Here is a 3,255-nt window from a genome sequence, read left to right on the forward strand (position 1 = left end):
CTGACACTCAGTTCCGGGTAGGCAGTTCGCTCCAAGCTGGACTGTATGCACGAACCCCCCGTTCAGTCCGACTGCTGCGCCTTATCCGGTAACTATCGTCTTGAGTCCAACCCGGAAAGACACGACAAAGCGCCACTGGCAGCAGCCACTGGTAACAGGATTAGCAGAGCGAGTTAATGTAGGTGGTGCTATAGAGTTCTTGAAGTGGTGGCCTAACTACGGCTACACTGGAAGGACAGTATTTGGTATCTGCGCTCTGCTGAAGCCAGTTACCAGGTTAAGCAGTTCCCCAACTGACTTAACCTTCGAAAAACCACCTCCCCAGGTGGTTTTTTCGTTTCTTGGAGAAGAGACTACGACGACAAATGACGGATCTCAAGAAGATCCTTTTAACGTACAAAAATTTCCGTTCTCCAAACTACCCACCAGGATAACTTACCAATCATAAAAATCATGATAGGCCACTACGGTCGATGTCTTGAAGCAATGCTCGGTTATAGTCGTTTATCTCTGAGGATTTTTAGCTTGTAACCAATCAGGCAAAGTCGTTATTGATGCCGGTTCATTAGAGAAATATAGGGGCCAATCCAGGGATTACCGGGGCATGTGATTTTTGACTAATTTTTTGTACTGCGACCGTCAGAATGAGTTAAACGCGTATCTACATTGAAGCAGTTCAATATGAGGAAAACAGGAATGACAGCACAAGATGTAATCAACGTTCTCACTATTCTTAAGGCCAACGACTCAACCAGTTTTAGCAAGATTCAACGCGCGTTAAAGATGAGTATTTCGCAGTTGGAGGGCATCATTGATGGGTTAACTGCAATGGGAATAGTGTATAAATCATCATTCACTTCATACAGCCTTACTGAGTTAACCTCTAAACCTGTTGTTAGTGACGGTGTAAGAAAGGCATTCGAAGATATCATTACCAATCGCGGTACTTACCTGTCAGAAGAACTACTACAAAAGGTAAGTACACCATTCATCCCACTGATGACGCACGAATACAAAAATGCCCCAGTTAAAGTGATGATCGTGGGGCAAGAAACTCTGGGAATGGAAGATGCTTTCAGTACCATCGTTTCGGTCGATGACTACATTAATGAGAGCATTGAATCCTTCAATAAATTCAATTTTGGTGAAGATTTAAGGAATAGCCACTTTTGGTATGCATTTGATGAAGTAGTAAAGTATTTTAACCTACCATCCAGAAGGCATGCTTATTGGACTAATCTTCATAAGTTTCAATTAATTGAAAATGATGGAGATAGTGTCAGCATTTCCAAACTACCTTCAAAAGATATCATGACAATGATTCATATGCAGCGTGAATTATTCTTGGCTGAAATTAAAGATACCAAGCCAGATATCATCATCTACTTCACGGGTGGGCAAACCTGGGTGTTAGATCATTATCTAAACAATGGTAAAAAATTAGCAGTTAAGGCAATAGATGAACGCTCGCATCTGGGGATTATCCAGACAGAATTTTTGCATTGCCCAATCGCTATATGTACCGACCACCCTGCTAGAAGGGGATATACTCAAGCCATCGTAGATCATAGAGCTAATCTGCTTAAATATGCTGCTGACAAATTTTATGCAAGTGAATCGGCACGGGTTTAACAGACCACCCAGAGTCATTTAAGATCGCTTACATCGAAATGTTTTATAACAGTAACGTCGGCATGGTTCTAGCGAACACATGTCACCGACAGAATATGAAAACCAGTATTATCAACGGCTCGGAAGTGTCTAGATTATCCGTGGCGATTCAATTTACCATAACATCCGTTGCCCGCACCGCCTGAGAAGCTCTCAGGGCGTTTCTGACGGGAAACCGGTAAAACAGGCAACAAACCACCCGAAAACCCGCCAGAAACGCGCAGGCTCTGTTTTTACGGCATGCATGAGTATGCGCGCAAGTGCATAGCGCGGAAATTCACACCATTCAGCCAGGGGAAGTCCTGTTTCCGGCGTTCTTCCCATCCGAAAACGGTGAACGGGGACGCAATTTATTGCGTGGCCGTGAAGCGTTGCCGGCGCAGCCGGAAAACCCGCTGTCAGCACGTTCAGGAAGGGGGTGATGTACAAATGGCACAGAGGATGAAAGTGACGTATGAGCTGAAGGAATGATGTAAAAGTGATGTATAAATGATGTAAAAGTGTTGTAAAAGTGATGTATGAACTGAAGGAGCGATGTAATTCTGTAGTCAGGAAGAATAACCCGTTCATGCAGGCATGAACGATACAGTGAGGAACGCTTTTTTTTGTCACGATCTCCCCTTAACCTGCGTAAATCACCCTCCATGGTTGATTATTTTTCAACCTCAAAATGGTCATACACCTAACGCAGCCGCGATTTTCATCGCAACTGCATGAATTAAAAGAAAAAAAATGAATGTTTCGTTTTCACGAGTAATACCCAGGTATTAAAAACCCACTGTAATTACATGAAAATAAAGAAATAAAAGGTAATACCGGCGTATTACCACGTACGCGGGCAAGCGAAAAAGCTATAACGCTTCCCGGCCGACAGGCGGCCCAGAATCCACAGGGGCATGCAGGATCTCTTCAGTAACCTTCGCCATTAAATCAAAAAGGTCATATTCGCCGGGAAGCTGCGTATCAGTCGAACCCCGTTGCTCATCATATTCAGATGGCATGGGGTGATATCCAGTAGCAGAGAGGTTGTTAGCGGGTTTCGGGGCGCAGCCCTGAACCAGTCACGTAGCGCTAGCGGAGTGTATACTGGCTAAACTTCAGAGATGCCAAGGAAGGGACAGGATATGTTTTGGAGTATCGCCACCACGGTGGCGATACTCCAAAACGCCTGGTCAGGGCACAGCCCCGACACCCCAGAGCCGACTGTAGGTCACTGGGCGAACGCGGCGGAATGATGTCGGATGACGTCATTTTGCGGCGTTCGCCCTATCCTGCATCGTATTAAAAAATGCAGCTATGGCGCGTACGGTGCCAAAGATAAGCCCGGAGATATTCCGCTTCCTCGCTCACTGACTCGCTCCGCTCGGTCGTTCGGCTGCGGCGAGCGGTACCGGCTTACGGGCGGGGCGGAAATTTCCTGGTATCTTCCAGGAAGAAGCTTAACAGGGAAGCAAGAAGGCCACGGCGAAGCCGTTTTTCCATAGGCTCCGCCCCCCTGACAAGCATCACGAAATCTGACGCTCAAATCAGTGGTGGCGAAACCCGACAGGACTTAAAGATACCAGGCGTTTCCCCCTGGTGGCT

Annotated in this window: 3 protein-coding genes and 1 pseudogene; 3 read left to right on the forward strand and 1 reads right to left on the reverse strand. The window is 46.2% G+C overall.

Going from position 1 to position 3,255, the window contains the following annotated elements; translation table 11 throughout:
- Positions 1-45 precede the first annotated feature (45 nt).
- The 3 genes and pseudogenes from FHC48_RS23735 to FHC48_RS22875 all read left to right on the forward strand — a co-directional run.
- A complete protein-coding gene (locus FHC48_RS23735) occupies positions 46-177 on the forward strand; it encodes a hypothetical protein (RefSeq protein WP_023224512.1) in 132 nt (43 codons plus the stop codon).
- Positions 178-696: 519 nt separating this feature from the next.
- A complete protein-coding gene (locus tag FHC48_RS22870) occupies positions 697-1,632 on the forward strand; it encodes a hypothetical protein (protein WP_171878940.1) in 936 nt (311 codons plus the stop codon).
- A 29-nt stretch (positions 1,633-1,661) separates the two neighbouring features.
- Positions 1,662-1,765 (forward strand): annotated as a pseudogene (locus tag FHC48_RS22875) (IS3 family transposase); the annotation flags it as partial.
- Between the two features lie 59 nt (positions 1,766-1,824).
- Here the strand turns inward: FHC48_RS22875 and FHC48_RS22880 are convergent.
- Entirely contained in the window at positions 1,825-2,283 is a 459-nt protein-coding gene (locus tag FHC48_RS22880) for a hypothetical protein (RefSeq protein ID WP_171878937.1), read from the reverse strand.
- Positions 2,284-3,255 lie beyond the last annotated feature (972 nt).

This window comes from Enterobacter sp. EC_50, assembly GCF_019584525.1.
Taxonomy (GTDB): Bacteria; Pseudomonadota; Gammaproteobacteria; order Enterobacterales; family Enterobacteriaceae; genus Enterobacter; species Enterobacter roggenkampii.

Excerpts from the sequence above, each read along its gene's own strand:
- FHC48_RS22870 (WP_171878940.1), top strand. The coding sequence starts at position 697 with ATGACAGCACAAGATGTAATCAACGTTCTCACTATTCTTAAGGCCAAC.
- FHC48_RS23735 (WP_023224512.1), top strand. The coding sequence starts at position 46 with ATGCACGAACCCCCCGTTCAGTCCGACTGCTGCGCCTTATCCGGTAAC.